Annotated in this window: 13 protein-coding genes, 1 tRNA gene and 3 pseudogenes; 11 read left to right on the top strand and 6 right to left on the bottom strand. The window is 70.9% G+C overall.

The features are described from left to right. Positions 1 to 143 precede the first annotated feature (143 nt). The gene (locus ACQ86M_RS06720; protein ID WP_431247513.1) at positions 144 to 680 is read right to left on the bottom strand and encodes a hypothetical protein; all 537 of its coding nucleotides are present in this window, start codon (positions 678 to 680) and stop codon (positions 144 to 146) included. A 160-nt stretch (positions 681 to 840) separates the two neighbouring features. Here ACQ86M_RS06720 and ACQ86M_RS06715 point away from each other — a divergent pair, with 160 nt between their 5' ends. Further along, entirely contained in the window at positions 841 to 1,326 is a 486-nt protein-coding gene (locus ACQ86M_RS06715) for a DUF1707 SHOCT-like domain-containing protein (RefSeq protein ID WP_431247512.1), read from the top strand. Between the two features lie 6 nt (positions 1,327 to 1,332). Here ACQ86M_RS06715 and ACQ86M_RS06710 read toward each other — a convergent pair whose 3' ends face one another. The 4 genes and pseudogenes from ACQ86M_RS06710 to ACQ86M_RS06695 form a co-directional block, all read right to left on the bottom strand. Next, the gene (locus ACQ86M_RS06710; protein WP_431247511.1) at positions 1,333 to 2,421 is read right to left on the bottom strand and encodes a VIT1/CCC1 transporter family protein; all 1,089 of its coding nucleotides are present in this window, start codon (positions 2,419 to 2,421) and stop codon (positions 1,333 to 1,335) included. A gap of 10 nt (positions 2,422 to 2,431) precedes the next feature. Then, positions 2,432 to 3,450: pseudogene (locus ACQ86M_RS06705) on the bottom strand (helix-turn-helix transcriptional regulator). A gap of 40 nt (positions 3,451 to 3,490) precedes the next feature. Continuing rightward, on the bottom strand, positions 3,491 to 4,471 hold the full coding sequence (locus ACQ86M_RS06700) for a cation diffusion facilitator family transporter (RefSeq protein WP_431247510.1): 981 nt from the start codon (positions 4,469 to 4,471) through the stop codon (positions 3,491 to 3,493). Positions 4,472 to 4,548: 77 nt separating this feature from the next. Continuing rightward, a tRNA-Leu gene (locus ACQ86M_RS06695) sits at positions 4,549 to 4,635 on the bottom strand. Between the two features lie 132 nt (positions 4,636 to 4,767). On the opposite strand from ACQ86M_RS06695, the pseudogene ACQ86M_RS06690 reads away from it, so the two are divergent. Next, a pseudogene (locus ACQ86M_RS06690) lies at positions 4,768 to 6,086 on the top strand (M20/M25/M40 family metallo-hydrolase). A 37-nt stretch (positions 6,087 to 6,123) separates the two neighbouring features. Next, positions 6,124 to 6,987, top strand: a complete 864-nt coding sequence (locus tag ACQ86M_RS06685) for an undecaprenyl-diphosphate phosphatase (protein WP_431247509.1) — start codon at positions 6,124 to 6,126, stop codon at positions 6,985 to 6,987. Positions 6,988 to 7,006: 19 nt separating this feature from the next. Here ACQ86M_RS06685 and ACQ86M_RS06680 read toward each other — a convergent pair whose 3' ends face one another. Continuing rightward, a complete protein-coding gene (locus ACQ86M_RS06680; RefSeq protein ID WP_431247508.1) occupies positions 7,007 to 7,942 on the bottom strand; it encodes a proteasome assembly chaperone family protein in 936 nt (311 codons plus the stop codon). A gap of 156 nt (positions 7,943 to 8,098) precedes the next feature. On the opposite strand from ACQ86M_RS06680, the gene ACQ86M_RS06675 reads away from it, so the two are divergent. The 8 genes and pseudogenes from ACQ86M_RS06675 (at position 8,099) to tatC (ending at position 14,386) form a co-directional block, all read left to right on the top strand. Next, a complete protein-coding gene (locus ACQ86M_RS06675) occupies positions 8,099 to 8,767 on the top strand; it encodes an HAD family hydrolase (RefSeq protein ID WP_431247857.1) in 669 nt (222 codons plus the stop codon). Then, the gene (locus ACQ86M_RS06670) at positions 8,764 to 9,798 is read left to right on the top strand and encodes a tRNA (adenine-N1)-methyltransferase (RefSeq protein WP_431247507.1); all 1,035 of its coding nucleotides are present in this window, start codon (positions 8,764 to 8,766) and stop codon (positions 9,796 to 9,798) included. The genes ACQ86M_RS06675 and ACQ86M_RS06670 overlap by 4 nt, the downstream gene beginning before the upstream one ends. Before the next feature lie 40 nt (positions 9,799 to 9,838). After that, complete coding sequence (locus ACQ86M_RS06665; RefSeq protein ID WP_431247506.1) at positions 9,839 to 10,756, top strand: peptidylprolyl isomerase; 918 nt, start codon at positions 9,839 to 9,841, stop codon at positions 10,754 to 10,756. A 22-nt stretch (positions 10,757 to 10,778) separates the two neighbouring features. Next, positions 10,779 to 11,804 (top strand): annotated as a pseudogene (locus tag ACQ86M_RS06660) (helix-turn-helix transcriptional regulator); the annotation flags it as partial. An 18-nt stretch (positions 11,805 to 11,822) separates the two neighbouring features. After that, a complete protein-coding gene (locus ACQ86M_RS06655; RefSeq protein WP_431221434.1) occupies positions 11,823 to 12,800 on the top strand; it encodes a helix-turn-helix transcriptional regulator in 978 nt (325 codons plus the stop codon). Positions 12,801 to 12,965: 165 nt separating this feature from the next. Then, on the top strand, positions 12,966 to 13,325 hold the full coding sequence (locus ACQ86M_RS06650; RefSeq protein WP_431221290.1) for a hypothetical protein: 360 nt from the start codon (positions 12,966 to 12,968) through the stop codon (positions 13,323 to 13,325). Positions 13,326 to 13,329: 4 nt separating this feature from the next. Continuing rightward, on the top strand, positions 13,330 to 13,590 hold the full coding sequence (gene tatA, locus ACQ86M_RS06645; protein WP_431247505.1) for a Sec-independent protein translocase subunit TatA: 261 nt from the start codon (positions 13,330 to 13,332) through the stop codon (positions 13,588 to 13,590). Positions 13,591 to 13,633: 43 nt separating this feature from the next. Further along, positions 13,634 to 14,386, top strand: a complete 753-nt coding sequence (gene tatC / locus ACQ86M_RS06640; RefSeq protein ID WP_431221433.1) for a twin-arginine translocase subunit TatC — start codon at positions 13,634 to 13,636, stop codon at positions 14,384 to 14,386.

Raw genomic sequence — 14,386 nt, 5'->3', positions numbered from 1 at the left:
CCAGTTGCTGCCGGTCGGCCACCCGGGGCACGTCGCGCCGCTGGCTTGCGCGCAGAACAGGACCGCGCCCGTGCGGTGATGCCCGATCCCGTAGACCAGCCCGTTCCGGAGGGCGACGTTGTAGGTGTCGCCGCTCGAGAGCGTCAGGGTGGCCGGGGGCGGGCTGGCGAACGAGGGTGACAGCTGCTGCGTGCCTGGCGGCAGGAGCGTGCCGGTGAAGCCGACACCGTTGGCCCCCGCGGAGGGCGTGCCGGCGACCCAGGACGTGCCGCCGTTCGTCGTGTACTGCGGCGAGAGGAGCCCTTCGGGTTCGGGTTGGGCGGCAGCTGCAGGGAACCGGGGATGAACGTGCCGGCGGAGGTCAGCAGGTCGGTGAGGGTGACGGCGGCGTTCGCGGTCGTCTTGTTGGCGTAGCTGATGACCCACTTGATCGTGTCGCCCGGCTTCGCCGTACCCGTCTTCGCGCCGCCGGGGGCGTCCGACGACGCCGCGACAGACCCCGTGGTCTCGTTGGTGGCCGTCTTGTACGTCGTCGACACGGCGGTGGTCGTCGCGTTGGAGACGTACTGGGGGAGCAGCAGGATGCCCGCGGCCATCCCCATGATCAGGCAGACGGCCGCGAGCATTCCCGCCCGCCGGCGGCGCGAACGGATGGACGTGGTTCCCGGGCGAGATGTCATGGCCAGCATGTCCCCTAGTCGTCGTGGATCGGCACGCAGGCCGCTGGCCCGCTACCTACTAAGACTCCGGAGGACGCCGGTCATTACGCCGACGCGATCGCTATGAGTGCAATGAGCGCACTCCATGCATTGCGCACCGGGCGCTGCCATACTGGCGTCCATGACCGACATCACCGATCCGTCCGGCGCGTCGCTGCGCCTGAGCAACGACGAGCGGGAGCGCGCCGTCGCGGCGCTCCAGTCCCACGCCGGACAGGGGAGGCTGACCGATCAAGAGCTGCAGACGCGCACCTCGGCCGCGCGGTCGGCGGTCACCCGCGGCGACCTCGCACCGCTGTTCGCCGACCTGCCCGGCGGGCTGCACCTCGATGCTCCGCGCGCGGCGCCGCCGCAGCAGCCCTACGCCCACCAGTCCTACGCGCAGCAGGCGTACCCCGGCCAGGCAGCCGACGGCTCGCCGTGGGGCCGCCGTGACCCCTCCAGCCGGTGGGGCCTGCTCGCCGTCTCGATCATCCCGTTCGTGTCGCTGATCCTGTTCTTCATCACCGGGATGGTGTGGGGCTACCAGTACAGCTGGCTGTGGTTCCTGCTCATCCCGCTGGTGGGCGCGATCACGTACGGCACCGATGCGGGCCGACGCCGCTAGCGCGGATCAGCCGACGGTCGCGCCGAACAGCAGGCCGAGCACGTACGTCGCCGCCGCGGCGCCGTAGCCGATGAGCAGCTGACGCACCGCCCGCTTGAGCGGCGAGGCGCCCGACATCACCCCGACGACCGCGCCCGTCCCGAGCAGCACGATGCCGACGAGCAGGGCCGAGACCACGATCGCCGCCGTGCCGGTCAGCCCGAACAGGAACGGCAGGATGGGGACGAGCGCCCCCGAGGCGAAGAAGCAGAAGCTCGAGATCGCCGCACTCCATCCGGTGCCGACGGCCTCGTGCTCGTCCTCGGCCGGCTCGGGCACGAGCGGGATAGGCGACGTCACGGCCTGAAGGCCGGCGAGCACCTCGCGTGCGTGCTCGGCCGCCTCCTCGGGTGCCATGCCGCGGGCGCGGTAGACCAGGGTGAGCTCGTTCGCGTCGACGTCGAGGTGGGGGAGAGCGGAGCCGGTCGCCGGGTTCGGCGTCGTCGACTCGAGCAGCTCGCGCTGCGACCGCACCGAGACGTACTCGCCCGCGCCCATCGAGAGGGCGCCCGCGAGCAGGCCGGAGATGCCGGTGAGGAGGACGACCTGGCTCGAGACGCCGCTCGCGCTGATGCCGAGCACCAGGGCCAGGTTGCTGACCAGGCCGTCGTTCGCGCCGAAGACCGCGGCGCGGAACGTTCCCGACAGCCGCTGCCGCCCGCGGGCGGCGAGCGCCCGCACGACCTCCTCGTGCACCTGCTCGTCGGCGGCCATCTGCGGGGTCGCGTCGCTGTCGGCGGCGTACGGCGATCGTGCCTCCGCGCGCTGCGCGAGCGCGAGCACGAAGACGGAGCCGAAGCGGCGGGCGAGCCAGCCGAGCATCCGGGTGCGCACGTCGCCGCGGAGCGGCTTGCCGGCGCGCTCCCCGAGGAGGTCGACCCAGTGCTGCTCGTGACGCCGCTCCGCTTCGGCGAGGGCGAGCAGGATGTCGCGCTCCTCGCCCTGACGGCGGCTGGCGAGGTCGCGGTACACGGCCGCCTCGGCCCGCTCGTCGGCGAGGTAGCGCCGCCACCTCTTGATGTCGGCGGGGCTCGGGGTTCGGGCTGTTGTCGTCATCCCCTCCAGTCTACCGGGGGCGGGTCGCGTCGGCCTCGGACGGGGCCGGGGCGGGGGCCTGCGCCTCCGCCGCCAGCTCGGTCGCCGACCGCGTGAACCGCTCACCCCAGTCGGCAGCGGCGAGCACCGCCTCCTGCGGCCCGATGATGCGGAACGGGGCATCCACCGCTGCCAGTCCGAACAGGGCCCATTCGGCGCTGTCCGCCGTGATGCGCACGGCGCTGGTGCCGTCGCCGCCGTCCTCGACACTCGCCCAGCGCCCGAGCACGTCGACCACCCGGTCGTGCGGTGCCTCGACCACCGCCTCCACGACCATCGGTTCCACGACACTGTGCAGCGACTCGCGCACGTACTCGGCCGCATCCTCCGCCGGCAGGGTGCGCGGCCGGAAGCGGGTGCCCGTCGGCTTGGGGTCGGCGATGCGGTCGAGGCGGAAGCTGCGCCAGTCGAAGCGGGTGAGGTCGTAGGCGACGAGGTACCAGCGGCGCTCGATCGAGACGAGGCGGTGGGGTTCGACCGCGCGGGTGGACGCCTGACCGTCGCGCGCGACGTAGGCGAACTCGATCCGCTCCTCGTCGCGACAGGCCTGGGCGAGGGCGGTGAGGATGCCCGCGTCGGCCGACGGGGCCGGACCCAGCGCGGTGGTGAGGGTCGTCATGCGCAGCGCGTCGACGCGGCGGCGGAGTCGCGGCGGCATGACCTGCACGACCTTCGCGAGGGCGCGGACCGACGCCTCGTCGACACCCGCGATGCCGCTCTGCGCGGCTGTCCGCAATCCGACGGCGAGCGCGACCGCCTCGTCGTCGTCGACCACCAGGGGCGGCAGGGAGGCGCCGGCCGCGAGCTGGTAGCCGCCGGCGACACCGCGCGTGGCGTCGACGGGGTAGCCGAGGTCGCGCAGGCGCTCGATGTCGCGGCGCAGCGTGCGGGGGAGATGGCGAGGCGGTCGGCGAGCTCCTGACCCGGCCAGTAGCGGTGGGTCTGGAGCAGCGAGAGGAGCTGGAGCGCTCGGGATCCGGTGCTGGACATGCCTTCCATTGTGCCCGGGCATGCGGTCGGATGCTGTCCGCTATGACCGCAATTGCGTGGCGTCCCGCTCGCCGGAGCCGTCGGGGATCAGCGCCGCGGCACCGGGCTGGGACAGCGTGAGAACCGCCTCGGTGATCCAGGGCGAGCGCTCGAGCTCGGCCTCGACGTCCCGCAGGTCGAGGGCCACATCCGACTCCCGGTCGTCGCCGCGCAGGTCGACCGCGGCGACCAGATAGAAGCGCTCCGGGCCGACGTACTCGATGTGCAGGTACGTGACCTTCTCGACCTCGGGATGCTGCAGGAGCGCCGACAGCGCGACCTGCCATGCCCGGTCGGATCCGGGCTGACCCACGAGGAAGCGCCGGTTCCGCTCGATGAGGACGAAGGCGACGATCGCCAGCAGCACGCCGACCAGGATGGAGCCGAGCGCGTCCCAGAAGGCGTTCCCGGTGAGCTGGTGCAGCAGCAGGCCCAAGAACGCGATCACGAGGCCCCCGAGCGCGGCGGAGTCCTCCGCGAACACCGCCCGCAGGGTCGGGTTCGAGGTGCGCAGCACGTGCTCGAAAGTCCCCGTTCCGCTCGACGACGCCTTCGCGTGCGCCTGCCGGTACGACTGGATGAACGAGATCCCCTCGAAGACGAAGGCGGCGGCCAGCACGATGTAGCCGATCAGGTACTCTGTGTCCTTCTCCTCCGAGCCGAGCGCGGACACGCCGTGCATGATCGACACGACCGCTCCGGCGGTGAACAGGCCGACCGCGGCGAACAGGCTCCACACATACGCGTCGCGTCCGTAGCCGCCGGGGTGCGAGTCGTCCCTCGGCTTCGCGGCCGCCCGTTCGGCCTGGATCAGGAAGATCTCGTTGCCCGCGTCCGCCCAGGAGTGAGCGGCCTCTGCGACCAGGGAGGCCGATCCGGTGATGACGGCCGCCACGGTCTTCGCGAGCGCGACCAGGATGTTCGCCCCGAAGGCGAGCAGCACGGTGAACAGGCTGGAGGAGGAGCGCTTCTCGCTGGGCACAGCGACACCATAGCCCCGCTCCGGGAGCACAGAAGGCCCCGATCGTGACGATCGGGGCCTTCTGCGTGTTCTCCTGCTGGTGTCCGAGGGGGACTTGAACCCCCACGCCCTATACGGGCACTAGCACCTCAAGCTAGCGCGTCTGCCATTTCCGCCACCCGGACTCAGGTGGGCGCTTCCGGACTTCTCCGGCTGCCGAAGAAAGACATTAGCACGGTTTTCCCCAGCCGGATCACTCCGCACAGCACCCCGGGCGTGGCGCGCTGAGCGTCGGCCGCGCCCGGTAGCGTAAAGGGATGACCGACGAACTCCGCGACCCCTCGTCCGGCCTCGACGAGACCGCGATCATCGCCCGCGACCTCATCCGCTTCGACACGACGAACTACGGCGAGGGCCGGTCGAACGGCGAAGCGGAGGCCGCCGCGTACGTCGAGGCGAAGCTCGCCGCGCTGGGGCTCCAGCCGCAGGTGTTCGAGTCCGACCCGGGCCGGGCGAGCGTCGTCGCACGCGTCGAGGGCGCCGACCCTGCGAAGCCGGCGCTGGTGGTGCACGGCCACCTGGACGTGGTGCCCGCCGACCCGCGCAACTGGACGGTCGATCCCTTCGGCGGTGAGATCAAAGACGGCCTGCTCTGGGGCCGCGGCGCCGTCGACATGAAGAACATGGATGCGATGATCCTGACCGCGATCGGAGACATCCTGGCCGCGGGGAGCGGCCCGCTCGCGATCTGGTGCTCGCGTTCTTCGCCGACGAGGAAGACGGCGGCCGGCGCGGCTCGCACCATCTGGTCGACCACCACCCCGAGCTGTTCGAGGGGGCGACCGAGGCGATCAGCGAGGTCGGCGGGTACTCGATCGACCTCGCCGGCCGTCGCGCCTACCTGCTGCAGACCGGCGAGAAGTCGCTGGTCTGGATCAAGCTGATCGCCCGCGGGCGCGCCGCCCACGGCTCGCGTCTCATCCGCGACAACGCCATCACGAAGCTCGCCGAGGCGGTCGTCACGATCGGCCGGCAGGACTGGCCGATCCAGCTGACCGCGACCACATCCCGCCTCATCGGCGAGCTGGGCCGGCTGCTCGACGTCGACCCGCAGCGCGTCGGACCGGACGAGGTCGTCATCCGCACGGGCACCGCCGCGGGCTTCATCCTCGCCACGCTGCGCACGACGACCAACCCGACCCTGCTCGAGGCCGGCTACAAGCACAACGTCATCCCCGACACGGCGGAGGCGCTGATCGACATCCGCACCCTCCCCGGCGACGAGGATGCGGTGCTCGCCCGTGTGCGCGAGCTGATCGGCGACGACGTCGAGATCGAGGTCATGCACCGCGACATCGGCCTCGAGGCCGAGTTCGGAGGCGAGCTGGTCGACGCGATCACGGGGACGCTGCAGCAGCACGACCCCGGGGCGCCCGTGCTGCCGTACCTGCTGTCCGGAGGCACCGACAACAAGGCTCTCAGCCGTCTCGGCATCACCGGGTACGGCTTCGCGCCGCTGCGGCTGCCGGCCGACCTCGACTTCCCGGGCATGTTCCACGGTGTCGACGAGCGCGTGCCGCTCGACGCGCTAGTGTTCGGGAGGACTGTGCTCCGCGACCTGCTGCGCTCCTACTGAGCCGCGCCCCTCTCGAACCGGGAATCCTCCACACCGCATGGACTTCATCAACGCCCTGATCCTCGGCCTCGTCCAGGGTCTCACCGAGTTCCTTCCGATCTCGTCGTCGGCCCACATCCGCATCGTCGGCGAGCTGCTCGGCACCGGCGCCGACCCGGGCGCCCGCTTCACCGCCATCATCCAGCTCGGCACCGAGGCGGCCGTGCTGCTGTACTTCTGGAAGGACATCGCCCGCATCGTCACCCAGTGGTTCCGCGCGCTGTTCGGCCGGATCCCGCGGAACGACCCCGACGCGCGGATGGGCTGGCTGGTGATCCTCGGCAGCATCCCGATCGTGGTGCTCGGCCTGTTCTTCCAGAACCAGATCGAGACCGTCTTCCGGTCGCTCTGGATCGTGGCGACGACGCTGATCGTGTTCGGCATCCTGCTCGGCATCGCCGACTGGGTGGGGGCGAAGACCAAGCGGCTTCGCGAACTGACCTGGATCGACGGCATCATCTTCGGCCTCGCGCAGGCTCTCGCGCTCATCCCGGGCGTGTCCCGCTCCGGCGGCACGATCACGGCGGGGCTGTTCATGGGCTACCAGCGCCGCGCGGCGGCCCGCTACTCGTTCCTGCTCGCGCTGCCCGCCGTGTTCGGCAGCGGGTTCTACCAGCTGTACAAGGCCGTCAAGGAGCCGTGCACCGAGGCGCTCGCGAAGGCGGGCACCTGCACCATGGAGGTCTTCGGACCGGTGGAGACCGCGGCCGCGACGATCGTCGCCTTCGTCGTCGGGCTGCTCGTGATCGCGTTCTTCATGGGCTACATCTCGCGGCGCAGCTTCCTGCCGTTCGTGATCTACCGCATCGCGCTCGGCGTGCTGCTGATGATCCTGCTCGCCACGGGCGCGCTGCAGGCCTGATCAGGCCCGCCCGCGGCGCTCAGCCGCGGCGCGGGTCGTCGGGCGCGCGGCCGGCGGTCCCGCCGTCGCGGCCGTCGCCCCGGCGACGCAGGTAGCGCTCGAACTCCTGCGCGATCGCCTCGCCGCTCGCCTCGGGGGAGTCGACGGTGTCGCGCGCCTGCTCGAGCTGCTGGATGTACGACGCCATCTCCTCGTCGTCCGCCGCGAGGGCGTCGATCCCCGCCTCCCAGGCGGCCGCCTCGTCGACGAGCGTGCCGCGCGGGATGGTGACGTCGACGAGCTCCTCGAGCTTGTCGATGAGCGCGAGCACCGCCTTCGGGCTCGGCGCGTTGTGCACGTAGTGCGGCACGGACGCCCAGATCATGATGGTCGGGATGCCGACGTCCTCCGCCCCTTCGGCCAGCGCGCTCAGGATGCCGACCGGACCCTCGTAGTTCGACCGCTCCACGCCGAGCTCGGCGCGCACGGCGGCGTTGTCACTCGAGGCGAAGACGGAGATCGGGCGGGTGTGCGGTACGTCCGCCAGCATTGCGCCGAGGAAGACGACGGCACCGATGTCGGCCGCGAGCGCCACATCCATGATCTCGGCGGTGAAACTGCGCCAGCTGCGCGACGGCTCTGTGCCGAGAAGAAGGAAGATGTTGCCGGCGTTGTCCCCGGTGACGGCCAGTTCGGCGTCCTCGGCCAGGTCTTCGCCGACGCGCCCGGGGAGCGACGGGCCGTAGACGACCGCGGAGGGCCAGATCAGGCGCCTGCGGCCGTCGTCGTCGGTCACCACCGGGCGGTTGAACTGGAAGTCGAAGTACAGCTCCGGGTCGACCTCGGCGATCGGCACCACTTCGAGCTGTTCCTTCAGCGTCTTCACCGCACCGCTGGCGGCCTCGCCGGCGTCGTTCCAGCCTTCGAACGCCACCACGAGGATGCGGCCTCCGAGGATGTTCTTTCCGTCAGTCACGAAGTCGTCCCTCGTCCCTTCCTGGCGAGCCGGTCGGGCTGCCATCCCTCAAGGATAGGCCCGCACCTCTCCCGATAGACTTGCCCGTTGTGACCGCGTCTTCCCCCGCAGCGAACAGGCCCCCTCCCGTCGGATCCCACCCCGGATGCGGCCGCGCTGCCCGCCGCCGTGCTGTGGGACATGGATGGCACCCTCGTCGACACCGAGCCGTACTGGATGGCGTCCGAGCAGGAGCTCGTCGGCTCGTTCGGCGGAACGTGGACGCACGACGACGGCCTGCTGCTGGTCGGCCTGGGCCTCTGGAACTCCGCCGAGATCCTCCAGTCCCGCGGCGTCGCGATGAGTGCGGACGAGATCGTGCACTGGCTGACGGACCGCGTGCAGCAGAAGCTCGACGAGCAGGGCGTGCCGTGGCGCGCCGGCGCCCGCGAGCTGCTGGAGTCGCTGCGCGAGCGCGGCATCCGCACGGCCCTGGTCACCATGTCGGTGCGCCGGATGGCCGAGCAGATCGTCGCCCACATCCCGTTCGACGCGTTCGACGTGATCGTCAGCGGCGACGAGGTCGACGAGCCGAAGCCGGCGCCGGAGCCGTATCTGCGGGCCGCGCGCCTGCTCGGTGTCGAGCCACGGGATGCGGTCGCGATCGAGGACTCGCTGGTCGGCCTGGCGTCCGCCGTGGCGTCGGGGGCGACCGCGATCGGCGTGCCGCACATCGTGCCGCTGCCGGAATCGGACGAGCACACGCTCTGGGATTCGCTGGAGGGACGCACGGCCGACGACGTCGCCGCCGTCGCCCGTGCGCGCCGCGAGGAGGCCACCCGATGAACGAGACGCGGCGCAGCTCCGGACCCTTCCGCGCGGGCGACCGCGTGCAGCTCACCGGCCCCAAGGGACGGCTGAACACCATCACGCTCGAGCCCGGGAAGCTCTTCCACAGCCATCGGGGTGTGCTGGAGCACGACGCCATCATCGGCCTGCCGGACGGCTCGGTCGTCACGAACAACGCCGGCGTCGAGCACCTCGCCCTGCGTCCGCTCCTCACCGACTTCGTCATGTCGATGCCGCGCGGCGCAGCGATCGTCTACCCGAAGGATGCGGCGCAGATCCTGGCGCTGGCCGACATCTTCCCGGGTGCGACGGTGGTGGAGGCGGGCGTCGGCTCCGGCGCGCTGTCGCTGTGGCTGCTCCGTGCCATCGGTCCGGAGGGCCGCCTGCTGTCGTTCGAGCGCCGCGAGGAGTTCGCGGACGTGGCGCGCGCCAACGCCGCGACCTTCCTCGGCGGCGACCCGGACAACTGGACGCTGACCGTCGGCGATCTGCAGGACACGCTTCCCGAGGCGGTCGAGCCGGGCAGCGTCGATCGCGTGGTGCTCGACATGCTGGCGCCGTGGGAGACCCTGGATGCGGTCACCGCCGCGCTCAAGCCGGGCGGCGTCGTCATCTGCTACGTCGCGACCGTCACCCAGCTCTCGCGCGTCGCCGAGGCCATCCGTGCGTCCGGTCACTACACGCACCCGCAGTCGAACGAGACGATGGTGCGCGGCTGGCACGTCGAGGGCCTGGCGGTCCGCCCGGATCACCGGATGATCGCCCACACCGGCTTCCTGATCACGGCACGCCGGCTCGCTCCGGACACCGTGCTGCCGGAGCTCAAGCGCCGGCCGTCGAAGTCGGACTACTCGGACGAGGACGTCGAGGCGTGGACGCCCGGCGCGCTCGGCGAGCGGACCTCCAGCCCGAAGAGCCTGCGCAAGCGGATGCGCGAGGCGACCGCCAGCGCGGAGCTCGCCAAGGGCCGCGACGCCGGCTCCGCCGATGCGGACGGCGCGGACGAGGACGCACCCGGCGTCGGCTAGCATGAATGGGCCGTCTCACGCCCCGACCGAAAGAGAACACGTGCGCAGAGTCACCATCGGAAGAACGTCCGCCGTCGTGGTCGCCGCCGGACTGGTGGCCGCAGTTCTGACCGGATGCTCGACGAACCCGAACGACGACTGCGGCACCGCGCTCCCGTCGGGCAGCGCATCCCAGCTGGTGGAGGCGACCGGGAAGATCGGCTCGAAGCCGAAGATCACCGTGCCCACCCCGCTGAACACGACGAAGTCGGAGCGCAGCATCCTCACCGAGGGCACCGGCGAGGAGGTGCACCGGGGTCAGGTCGTGGAGATCCAGTACACGATCCTCGACGGCAAGACGGGCCAGGTGCAGCAGACCTCCTACGGCAGCGGCGACTCCTATCCGCTCGCCCTCGGCTCGGGCAACGAGGCGCTCAGCAAGGGACTCCAGTGCGCGCCGGTCGGCTCGCGCGTCGCGGTCGTCATCTCGCCGAAGGATGCGGGCGGCCAGGGGGCGACCAGCTCCGGCGTCATCGTCGTCGACATCCTGAAGGCGTACCTGGCGAAGGCGAACGGCGCGGTCCGCCCGTCCGTCAACGGCTTCCCGACGGTCGTGCTCGCGCCGACCGGCCAGCCGGGCATCACCCTCCCGTCGTCCGGCGGGGCGCCGAAGTCGCTCCGCACCGAGCAGCTCAAGGTCGGCGACGGCGGGACGGTGAAGAAGGACTCGCTCGTCATCCTGCAGTACACGGCGCTCGGCTGGGAGAACAAGAACGTCCTGTTCTCCAGCTGGCAGTCCGGCTCTCCCGACCTCGTCTCCATCAAGACCGGTCAGAGCCAGCTGAACCAGGCGCTGCCGCAGAGCGTGCTCGGCCAGCTCGTCGGCAAGACGGTCGGCTCGCAGGTCGTCATCGAGGCGCCCGCCGAGGGCCAGGTGCCGGCGTCCGCCTGGGTGGTCGACATCCTGGGGATCCGCTGACCGCGAGCACTAGGATGGACGGGTGTCCCGTTCCTCGTCTTCGCCCGCGCGCGTCCCGGTCGAGGAGCGCCTGTTCAGTCTCGTGCTGGCGCTGCTCGCGACCGAGAACGGCCTGACGAAGAGCGAGATCCTGTCGACCGTGCAGGGGTACCGCCAGCGGTACGAGCCGCACGGTGACAACGGCAGTCTCGAGCGGCAGTTCGAGCGCGACAAGGACGACATCCGCGAGCTCGGCGTCCCGCTCGAGACCGTGGAGGCGCCGGAGGCGTCAGGCAACAACCAGCTGCTGCGGTACCGCATTCCGAAAGGGGCATACGACCTCCCGTCGGATGTCAGCTTCTCTCCGGAGGAGCTCACGCTGCTGGGCCTCGCCGCCGCCGTCTGGCGCGAGGGCTCGCTCTCGGGGGAGTCGCGGCGCGCCCTGATGAAGCTCCGGTCGCTGGGCGTCGAGGCGGACGACCCGGTCGTCGGCTACGCCCCGCGGCTCCGTGTGCGCGAAGCCGCCTTCGAGCCGCTCAGCCAGGCGCTGGAGCGTCACGTCATGGTGCAGTTCCCGTACCTCAAGCCCGGTGAGAGCGCGTCCCGCCAGCGCACCGTGGCGCCGCTCGCGCTCGTACAGCATCAGGGCCGCTGGCACCTGCAGGGCATCGACCAGGGCGCCGGCGCCTCCCGCACGTTCCTTCTCTCGCGGATCGTCGGCCCGGTCAAGCTGACGTCACGCGCGTTCGACCCCGAGCAGTACCGCGTGGAGGGCGAGGAGTTCGCCGAGCGCGCGCTGCTGGAGCTCGAGCGGATCTGGGAGTCGAACGTCGCCGAGATCGAGGTGACCGCGGGAACGGATGCCGCCACCCGGCTCGGCAAGCGCTACGGCGATGCCGTGCCGGTCGGAGCGGAGGGCGAGCCGCTGCGGCTGACCGTCAACTTCTCGGACAGCAACATCCTGGCCGATCAGCTCGCCTCGTTCGGGCCGGAGGTCGTCGTGCTGGCCCCGCCGGAGCTGCGCGAGCTGGTGCTCGCCCGGCTGGAGGCGACGGTCGCCGCGCACCGCGTGGAGGGGAGGGGACCGATGGCTGAGCGCCGCAAGCCGCCGATGCAGGCGCAGGACAAGCTGGCGTTCCTGCTCGCTCTCGTCCCGTACCTGATGGACCGCGACCGCGTGAGCGTCGCCGAGGCCGCCGAGCACTTCGGCGTGGAGCAGGCGCAGCTGCGCGACGCCGTGCGGCTGATCGCCGTCTCCGGCATCCCGGGCGAGACGAACGCGTACCAGCCGGGCGACCTGTTCGACATCGCCTGGGACGACTTCGAGGAGAACGACCAGATCGTCCTCACGCACCAGGTCGCCATCGACGACTCGCCCCGGTTCTCCGCCCGCGAGGCCGCGGCGCTCATCGCCGGGCTGCAGTACCTCACCGCGCTCCCGGAGAACGCCGACCGGGATGCGATCGGCTCGCTGATGGCCAAGCTCGCGCGCGGCGCCTCCGCTGCCCCGAGCCAGCTGGCCGTCGCCCGCTCGGAGACGGACGAGGCGCTGGCGACCATCCGGGATGCGGTCATCGCCGGCGTCCAGGTCGAGTTCGACTACCTCAGCTCGCGCGGCGAGCGGGAGCGCCGCCGGGTCGACCCGCTGCGCATCGAATCCGTCGACCAGGACTGGTACCTGCGGGGGTGGGATCACCTGCGCACGGCCATCCGCACCTTCCGCCTCGACCGGATCGACGATCTCGTGGCGACGACCGAGGCGATCACCTACCGGCCCGGCGACGTGAAGCTGCCCGAGACGCTCTTCACCGGGACGGACGAGGATCAGCTGGTCACGGTCGAGGTGTCGGCTTCGGCCATCCCGCTCATCGAGGATTACATCCCCGAGGGCGCGGACCGCGTCGAGCGCGGGGGAGTCATCCGCACCAGCGTGCGGGTCGCCCACTTCCACGGGCTCAAGCGCCTCGTCGCGGGGCTGTCCGGCGTGCTCACGGTGCTCGACCCGCCCGAGGCGCGGCGGATCGTCGCGGGCTGGGCACAGGCGGGCGTCGACCGCTACCGCTGACCGCTGACGCGCGCGGCGGAGCCGTCCGCACTGGAAAACGGAGGAGTTCCCGCGCGGCGGTGACCCGCATTGCCTCCGTATCCCGCCATTCGCGGCGCGTCGCGGGCGGAACTCCTCCCGTTCCGACCACGCGGCAGCCTGTGCGCCGCGCGCTAGGCTGGCGGCATGCCCTGGTGGTCGTGGCTGGTGATCTGGACCGTGCTCGTGCTCGGTCTGCTCGGCATGCTCGGTTTCTTCGCCTGGTGGCTGTTCCGCAAGGTCGTCGCCGCGGGCCGCGAGGCCGCCGCGCTGATGGAGAAGGCCGAGGTGCTCTCCCGGCGCGCCGACGAGTTGCACGAGGCCTTCGAGCCGGCCGTGCTGGCGGATGTCGAGACGCTGCGCGCCGAGCGCGAGGCGCTGGTCGTACGGCGGCGCTATGCCCGGCAAGCTCGCAGGGATGCGCGGGTCAGGCGCGGTAGACTACTCGTCGATGTGGATCCGGCGACGGTTCCGGATCGCTTCGCCCACCTTTTGAAGAGGACCTGATCTCATGTTCGCAGGACTGACCGGATGGCACTTGCTCATCATCCTCGCCGTGATCCTGCTGCTGTTCGGTGCGCCGAAGCTCCCGGCGCTCGCGAAGAGCATCGGCCAGTCGATGCGCATCTTCAAGGGCGAGGTCGACGAGCTGAAGAAGGACGGCAAAGACGGCGCTGCCGCCGACGGCACCGCACAGAACTCGGCCCAGGCTCCCGTGACGCCGACCCCTGCTCCGGTCGACCCCTCGACCGAGTCCAACCCGAAGTCCTAGTCCGGTGGCCTCCACGAAGCGAGGCAAGAACCGCGAAGGACGGATGACGCTCGCCGAGCACTTCATCGAGCTTCGCAAACGCCTCTTCCGCTCCGCCCTGGCGTTGCTCGTCGGGTCCGTGATCGGCTGGTTCCTCAGCGACTACGTGATGGATGCGATGCGCGGCCCGATCACCGCCATCGCGAAGCAACAGGGCCGCGAGGCCATGCTGAACTACGACAGCATCACCGGCGCGTTCGACCTGAAGATGCAGGTCGCGATCACGATCGGCGCGATCATCTCCAGCCCGTTCTGGCTCTACCAGATCTGGGCGTTCTTCGTGCCGGCGATGACCCGCAAGGAGCTGAAGTACGGCTTCGGCTTCTTCTTCACGGCCGTGCCCCTGTTCATCGCCGGCGGCGTGTGCGGCTGGCTGCTCGTGCCGCACATCGTCGGGCTGCTGACCAGCTTCGCGCCCGCCGACGACGCGGCGATCATCGGCGCGAAGACGTACTTCGACTTCATCCTCAAGCTCGTGATCGCCGTCGGCATCGCGTTCGTGCTGCCCGTCTTCCTCGTGCTGCTCAACTTCGTGGGCGTGCTGAGCGCCAAGTCGATCATCGCGTCGTGGCGGTGGGCGCTCATCCTGATCGCCCTGTTCACCGCGATCGCCACTCCCGCCGCGGACGTGCTGTCGATGTTCCTGCTGGCGATCCCGATGGTGGCGCTGTATTTCGCGGCGTACGGCGTCGCCTGGATCCACGACCGTCGCGCGGCGAAGGCCGCCGACCGGCTGGAGGCCGAGCTCGCGGCCTAG

The organism is Leifsonia xyli subsp. cynodontis (assembly GCF_050632205.1).
GTDB lineage: Bacteria > Actinomycetota > Actinomycetes > Actinomycetales > Microbacteriaceae > Leifsonia > Leifsonia xyli_D.
The sequence above is the reverse complement of the archived record's forward strand: the minus strand, read 5'-3'. Positions and strand labels throughout refer to the sequence as shown.

Bases quoted from the DNA above. Each gene is read 5' to 3' on its own strand.
- ACQ86M_RS06715 (WP_431247512.1), top strand. From the start codon at position 841: ATGACCGACATCACCGATCCGTCCGGCGCGTCGCTGCGCCTGAGCAAC.
- ACQ86M_RS06710 (WP_431247511.1), bottom strand. From the start codon at position 2,421: ATGACGACAACAGCCCGAACCCCGAGCCCCGCCGACATCAAGAGGTGG.
- tatA (WP_431247505.1), top strand. From the start codon at position 13,330: ATGTTCGCAGGACTGACCGGATGGCACTTGCTCATCATCCTCGCCGTG.
- ACQ86M_RS06670 (WP_431247507.1), top strand. From the start codon at position 8,764: ATGAACGAGACGCGGCGCAGCTCCGGACCCTTCCGCGCGGGCGACCGC.
- ACQ86M_RS06655 (WP_431221434.1), top strand. From the start codon at position 11,823: ATGGCTGAGCGCCGCAAGCCGCCGATGCAGGCGCAGGACAAGCTGGCG.
- ACQ86M_RS06650 (WP_431221290.1), top strand. From the start codon at position 12,966: ATGCCCTGGTGGTCGTGGCTGGTGATCTGGACCGTGCTCGTGCTCGGT.
- ACQ86M_RS06685 (WP_431247509.1), top strand. From the start codon at position 6,124: ATGGACTTCATCAACGCCCTGATCCTCGGCCTCGTCCAGGGTCTCACC.
- ACQ86M_RS06720 (WP_431247513.1), bottom strand. From the start codon at position 680: ATGACATCTCGCCCGGGAACCACGTCCATCCGTTCGCGCCGCCGGCGG.
- tatC (WP_431221433.1), top strand. From the start codon at position 13,634: ATGACGCTCGCCGAGCACTTCATCGAGCTTCGCAAACGCCTCTTCCGC.